We start from the raw sequence: 6,328 nt of genomic DNA on the forward strand, positions 1-6,328 counted from the left end.
GGAGTAGTCCCTGGATTCTCAGACCTTGAAATAATGGCATTGAATATGACATCAGAAACTGTTGGTATTGACAGTAAGCCATTGTTGTTTGCAAAGCTACAGGAATATAAGATTGAAATTCCCAATCTTATATCACGCAGACAATACAATGACAGACGTAAAATCACTTCCTCCCTATGCAATACAATCCGGGAAAGAATGGCAGCGGAAATTGATGGAGGAGAAGATTGTTTCTGCATTGACTCTAAACCGATAGAAGTATGTCGTTTTTCCCGTTTCAGGCGTTGTTGTATGGGAAAGAAGAATTTTGAGAAAGCACCGTCAATCGGATACTGTGCATCACAAAGAGTGTATTATTACGGATATAAACTCCATGCAGTCTGTGGATTAAGTGGAGTCATCCATTCCTTTGACCTCACAAAGGCAAGTGTACATGACATTCATTACCTGAAGGATGTAAAAGTGGACTATAGTAATTGTACTGTCATAGGGGACAGAGGATATATAAGTGCTCAGGTACAATTGGATCTGTTTGAAACTGCCAATATCAGACTGGAAGTACCATACAGAACTAACCAGAAAGAATGGAAACCTACATTTCCAGCTTTTGCCAAAGCGAGAAAAAGAATCGAGACTCTATTCTCGCAATTGTGTGACCAGTTTATGATTATAAGGAATTATGCGAAAGATACAGACGGATTGTTTGCCCGGATTGTCGGGAAGATTAGCGCACTTACAATCCTGCAATATATTAACTATAAAAATGAGAGACCCATTGGTAGAGTTAAATATGCGCTAATTTAATTCCGCCAACGGGTGAAAGCAGAATAATATTTTGGAACGATAGTTCAGCTTGTAAAAAACTGGATACCGCATCGGAGTGCGGTATGACTTCTACCAGGCACAATCTTCATTTGAAAAGTATATTTCTATCCACCGCCATGCACATCTTTATAACTTGACAAAGAGACTGCGACGACCGCTCCGTAATGATTGCGATTCGCTCCCAAATTTGTATCTTTGCATTTGCATTTATAACAAGGGACAAGTGGAAGAAGATTTTTTGAACGAACTCAACGAGCAGCAACGCGAAGCCGTACTCTATACCGAGGGGCCCGAACTGGTGATTGCCGGTGCCGGGTCAGGAAAGACTCGGGTGCTTACCTACAAAATAGCTCACCTCCTGCAGATGGGGTATCCCCCCTATCGTCTGCTGGCGCTCACCTTTACCAACAAGGCGGCCAACGAGATGAAAGAGCGCATCGCTTCGGTGGTGGGTATGGCCACGGCCTCGCGGTTGTGGGCCGGCACGTTCCACTCGATCTTCTCGCGCATCCTGCGGGCCAATGCCGACCGGCTGGGCTATCGCCACGATTTCACCGTATACGATGCCGCCGACTCGCTCTCGCTCATCAAGAGCATTATCCGCGAGATGCAGCTCGACGACAAGGTCTATAAACCGTCGACCGTGCAATCGATTATCTCGAATGCCAAAAATGCCCTTATCGAGCCGCAAGTCTATGCCAAGAACCGCGAACTCATCGAGATGGACACCCGCTCGAAGCGGCCGCTCATCTGCGAGATTTACCGCATCTACCGCCACCGCTGCTTTGTATCGGGGGCGATGGACTTCGACGACCTGCTGCTCAACACCAATATCCTGTTCCGCGACCATCCCGACGTGCTGCAGCACTACCGCGACCTCTTCGCCTACATTCTGGTCGACGAGTACCAGGATACCAACTTTGCCCAGCACCTCATCGTGAGTCAGTTGAGCAAAGGGCACAACCGCATCTGCGTGGTGGGCGACGATGCCCAGAGCATCTACTCCTTCCGGGGAGCTAACATCCACAACATTCTGGGGCTGAGCAAGGAGTACCCGGGCCTGAAGATATTCAAGCTCGAACGCAACTACCGCTCTACCCAGAACATCGTGAACACGGCCAACAGCCTCATTGCCAAGAACAAGGAGCAGATACCCAAGCAGGTATTCTCGCAAAAGGAGGTGGGCAACAAGGTGAAGGTAATCAGTGCCTACTCCGATTTCGAGGAGGGGTTCATCGTCTCGAACCGCATCGCCGAGCTGCGCCTCACCACCCACTGCCACTACAACGACTTTGCCATACTCTACCGCACCAATGCCCAGTCGCGTACGCTGGAAGAGGCGCTGCGCAAGCGCAACATCCCCTACCGCATCTACGGGGGCACCTCGTTCTACCAGCGCAAGGAGATCAAGGATGCCATCGCCTACTTCCGCCTCACCATCAACCCCGACGACGAGGAGGCCCTCAAGCGGGTCATCAACTACCCCGCCCGAGGCATCGGCAACACCACGCTTGCCAAGCTCATAGACCGGGCACATGAGAGCGGCGACAGCCTGTGGAGCGTGATTTCCGACCCGCTGAACCACCACCTCGAGGTCAACAACGGAACGCTGAACAAACTGAAGGGCTTCAAAGATCTCATCGAGAGCTTCCGCCAGGCGGCCACCCGCCAGAACACGGCCGAGCTGGCCGAGACCATCGTCCAGCAATCGGGCATTCTGCGCGACATCACCGCCGAACGTACCCCCGAAAACATCAGCCGGCAGGAGAATATCGAAGAGCTGCTGAACGGTGTCATGGAATTCTGCACCCTGCGGCAGGAGGCGGGCGAAACGGAGACCACCCTCTCGGACTTCCTGGCCGAAATATCGCTGGCTTCCGACCAGGACAACGGCGACGAAGCCGAGCAGGACAAGGTGACGCTGATGACCGTACACGCCTCGAAGGGACTGGAGTTCAAGCAGGTATTCATCGTAGGGGTCGAAGAAAACCTCTTCCCCTCGTCCATGTGTCAGGGTAGCGAGCGCGAAATCGAGGAGGAGCGCCGGTTGCTCTACGTGGCCATTACCCGGGCCGAAGAGAACTGCACCCTCACCTACGCCCTCACCCGCTACCGCAACGGCCAGACGGTATCGTCGCCCCCCAGCCGGTTCATCAAGGAGCTCGACCCCCGATATGTCGACCTGCCTGCCCAGGAGCGGCTCGAAGAGCCTCGCGAGGAGAAAGTCCCGTGGCGCAGCTCGTTCGGTGGCGAATGGGGCCGCAAGCCCTTCCGTCGCGACGAGAGCGACGACAACCGCACCCCGGCACCCCGCCCCTTCACGGCTCCGGCCCCGGCCAAGCGGCTCACCCGCATCGAGTCACGACCCTCGGGAACAACCCCGTCGGCATCGCAAGCCTCTACCACGACGGCAGCCGGCACCGTTGCTGTAGGCAGCCGCATCTGCCACGCCCGGTTCGGCAACGGCACCGTGTCGGCCATCGAAGGCACGGGCGACAACAGCAAGATTACCGTCGAGTTTGACAACGTAGGCCGCAAACAACTGCTGCTCAAATTTGCCAAATTCACCATTTTATAAAACCATAAACCACTCAAACCGATACCCGCCATGCACAACGACATGCTATCGCAAATACCATCGCCCTGCTACGTACTCGAGGAGGCACGCCTGCGCCGCAACCTGCAACTCATCCGCTCGGTCAAGGAGGCCGCCGGGGTCAACATCATACTGGCATTCAAGGCCTACGCCCTGTGGAAGTCGTTCCCCATCATCCGGGAATACATCCCCTGCTCCACCGCCAGCTCCATACACGAGGCCCGGCTCGCCTTCGAAGAGATGGGCAGCCCCGCCCACACCTATTCGCCAGCCTACACCGAGCGCGATTTCCCCGCCATCCTGCGGTACAGCAGCCACATCACCTTCAACTCGCTGAGCCAATTCGAGCACTTCTACCCCCAGGTCGTGGCCGACGGCAACCGCGTGTCGTGCGGACTGCGCATCAACCCCGAATACTCCGAGGTCGAGACCGACCTCTACAACCCCTGTGCCCCCGGTTCGCGGCTGGGCATCACGGCCGACAAGCTGGCGCACCTGCCGCAAGGCGTCGAGGGGCTGCACTTCCACACGCTGTGCGAGTCGACCTCCTACGACCTCGAGAAGACCCTCGTGCGGGTCGAAGAGCGATTCGGCCACCTGCTGCCGCAAGTCAAATGGCTCAACATGGGCGGCGGTCACCTGATGACCCGCCAGGGCTACGACACCGACCACCTGGTACGACTCCTGCGCGACTTCAAGCAACGCCACCCCAACCTCGAGATCATACTCGAGCCCGGCAGCGCATTCGGCTGGCAGACGGGCCCGCTGGTATCGACCGTGGTCGACATCGTCGAGAACCACGGCATACGCACCGCCATACTCGACGTATCCTTTGCCTGCCACATGCCCGACTGTCTCGAGATGCCCTACCAACCCGCCATCCGCGGCGCCGTCACCACTCCGGCCCCCGGCCTGCACGCCTACCGCATGGGCGGCAACTCGTGCCTGAGCGGCGACTACATGGGCGACTGGTACTTCGACCACGAGCTCACTGTGGGCGAGCGCATCATCTTCGAAGACATGATACACTACACCACCGTCAAAACCACCATGTTCAACGGCATACCCCACCCCTCTATCGCCTGCCTCAGGAGCGACGGTACCGTAGAGATGTGGCGCGAATACGACTACAACGACTACAAGAGCCGCATGGATTGACCCCACACGGGTCAACCCTTGCGCCCCTCGATTTGTTACACCTTAAAAACCAACTTTTACAATGGGAACATTCTTAGGCATCATAGCCCTGCTCATCACCCTGGTCGCCTTCATCCCCCTGCTGGGGATACTCAACTGGATCACCATACCCGTGTCCATCATCTTCCTCATTATCTGTGCCATCCTCAAGTCCGACACCGGCAAGACCCTCTGCATCGTCTCCATCATCGTAGGCCTGCTGCGGCTCATCTTCGGCGGCGGCATCCTCTAATTTCGGTGTTTGCCTTCTTCAACTCCTTCTGGAGCTTGTTCATCTCTATTTTGTCGCCACTGTTGCGGGCCCGGGCCAGGGCATTATCGAGGTCCTCGGCCCGTTGCCGGAGAGCCTTCAACCGCTCCTCTGCATTCTTGCCATTTACCTCCAAGACGATAGAGGCAGATGTTCCGTAGTTGCTCATATTCGTTCATATTTTTCACGAATATGGGCACTCTAGGCGACCCAATAAAAGACACAAAAAGAGCCTCGAGGGGAGGATTCCCCAAGGCTCCGACAAGAAGGCTATTCCGATAATCGACTTACGAGTGACGATATTTCCTTTTGATAAAACGAATGAAACGGGTACAAAGAGCAACTATCGCCGTTATCACGAAAGCTGCCCCCACAATCCAATATATGTACCAGAATACAACGCTAACCGCCGTGAGTGCTCCAAGGACCATAATTATCACGAACAAAAGCACAAATCCAAAGGCAATCAATATAGACATATTCCCTCCTTTTCTTCGAAAATAGTGAAAATTTTCGGCATTCGCAAGCCCATCACACAAATTTTCGCGGCGTTGTAATTCGCTTTCAAATTTGTATCTTTCAAGAAGATAGGCTGCGGCTCAGCAAAAAACACAAGTAAACTTGTTTGTTTTGCCCTCTCCTTGCACTATCTTTGACTTATTAAATACAGCCTTATCTATCGCTATCCCAGAATTGCCGATAGCGTAGAAAGGCATCGGCCACATCGGGCTGCATCTCGTTCCTGAAAAAAGAGGGCTCCCTCGTGGGGTGCCAGTTACCCACCACCTGCCCATCGTGAAGAATCACCGGATAGAACAAGCCGTTACTACTATGTATCCGATGGCGGAACTCCTCTTCAAAAGCATGGTGCCGACTTTTGTAACCAATCAGATATTCATCATACGACGGCAACAGAATCGTCTGCCGACGGTATCCCCTCACCCGGCAATCGCGATGTATAAAATAAGTCTCCCCGGCATACGACTCGGAAATCAACTCGCTGCAAACCGACTCGATGGCTGCCCGACACTCGCCCACGCCCAGATTGGACCACCATACAAAGTCCTCGAGTGTAGCAGGCGAATGACTTCGGAAATACCTGCGGGCCAACTCGGCAATCGCTTCGTCACGCCGCAGCTCACGCAATCGGGGTATCCGCTCCTCGACCAAGGCATACGTGTTCTGCCGACGATCCAGCTCTCCGCTGCAAATAATGCCATCCGCCTCGGCTCTGCGCAGATAAATCGACATCGTGTGAGCATCATCTTCAAGACCGCACTCGGCCAACCGAGCCAAAAGAATCTCCTTCCGCACCGATTTCTCCCCAGACAGCGCATCGCAAATAAGCCTGTTGGCACGTTCATACTCTCGCTCTTCAATCCGCCTTCCGTGATAAGCCAAGTAACCCCGAATCGACACCTTGTTCCTCTCGGCACACAAAGGCAACATCCAGCCCAAAT

6 protein-coding genes are annotated in these 6,328 nt (G+C 54.3%); 4 read left to right on the top strand and 2 right to left on the bottom strand.

Annotation, left to right across the window (positions count from 1 at the left end; genetic code table 11):
• From B5F38_RS13850 to B5F38_RS13865, 4 genes are all read left to right on the top strand, one after another.
• Nucleotides 1-804: IS982 family transposase (locus tag B5F38_RS13850; RefSeq protein ID WP_087409707.1), on the top strand; the 804-nt coding region annotated here is incomplete at its 5' end.
• Nucleotides 805-1,048: 244 nt separating this feature from the next.
• Nucleotides 1,049-3,403, top strand: coding sequence for a UvrD-helicase domain-containing protein (locus B5F38_RS13855; RefSeq protein WP_087409708.1), 2,355 nt, complete (start codon nt 1,049-1,051; stop codon nt 3,401-3,403).
• A 42-nt stretch (nt 3,404-3,445) separates the two neighbouring features.
• Nucleotides 3,446-4,579 (top strand): carboxynorspermidine decarboxylase, encoded by a 1,134-nt coding sequence (gene nspC, locus B5F38_RS13860; RefSeq protein ID WP_087409713.1) that lies wholly within the window; start codon nt 3,446-3,448, stop codon nt 4,577-4,579.
• Between the two features lie 61 nt (nt 4,580-4,640).
• Nucleotides 4,641-4,850, top strand: coding sequence for a hypothetical protein (locus B5F38_RS13865; protein ID WP_087409709.1), 210 nt, complete (start codon nt 4,641-4,643; stop codon nt 4,848-4,850).
• Here B5F38_RS13865 and B5F38_RS13870 read toward each other — a convergent pair.
• Complete coding sequence (locus B5F38_RS13870) at nt 4,825-5,037, bottom strand: hypothetical protein (RefSeq protein WP_087409710.1); 213 nt, start codon at nt 5,035-5,037, stop codon at nt 4,825-4,827. The two genes, B5F38_RS13865 and B5F38_RS13870, sit on opposite strands and share 26 nt — an antisense overlap.
• A gap of 503 nt (nt 5,038-5,540) precedes the next feature.
• Nucleotides 5,541-6,328 (bottom strand): winged helix DNA-binding domain-containing protein (locus B5F38_RS13880; RefSeq protein WP_158096887.1); only part of this gene is annotated, 788 nt, incomplete at its 5' end.

It is taken from the genome of Barnesiella sp. An22, assembly GCF_002159975.1.
Classification (GTDB): domain Bacteria; phylum Bacteroidota; class Bacteroidia; order Bacteroidales; family Barnesiellaceae; genus Barnesiella; species Barnesiella merdigallinarum.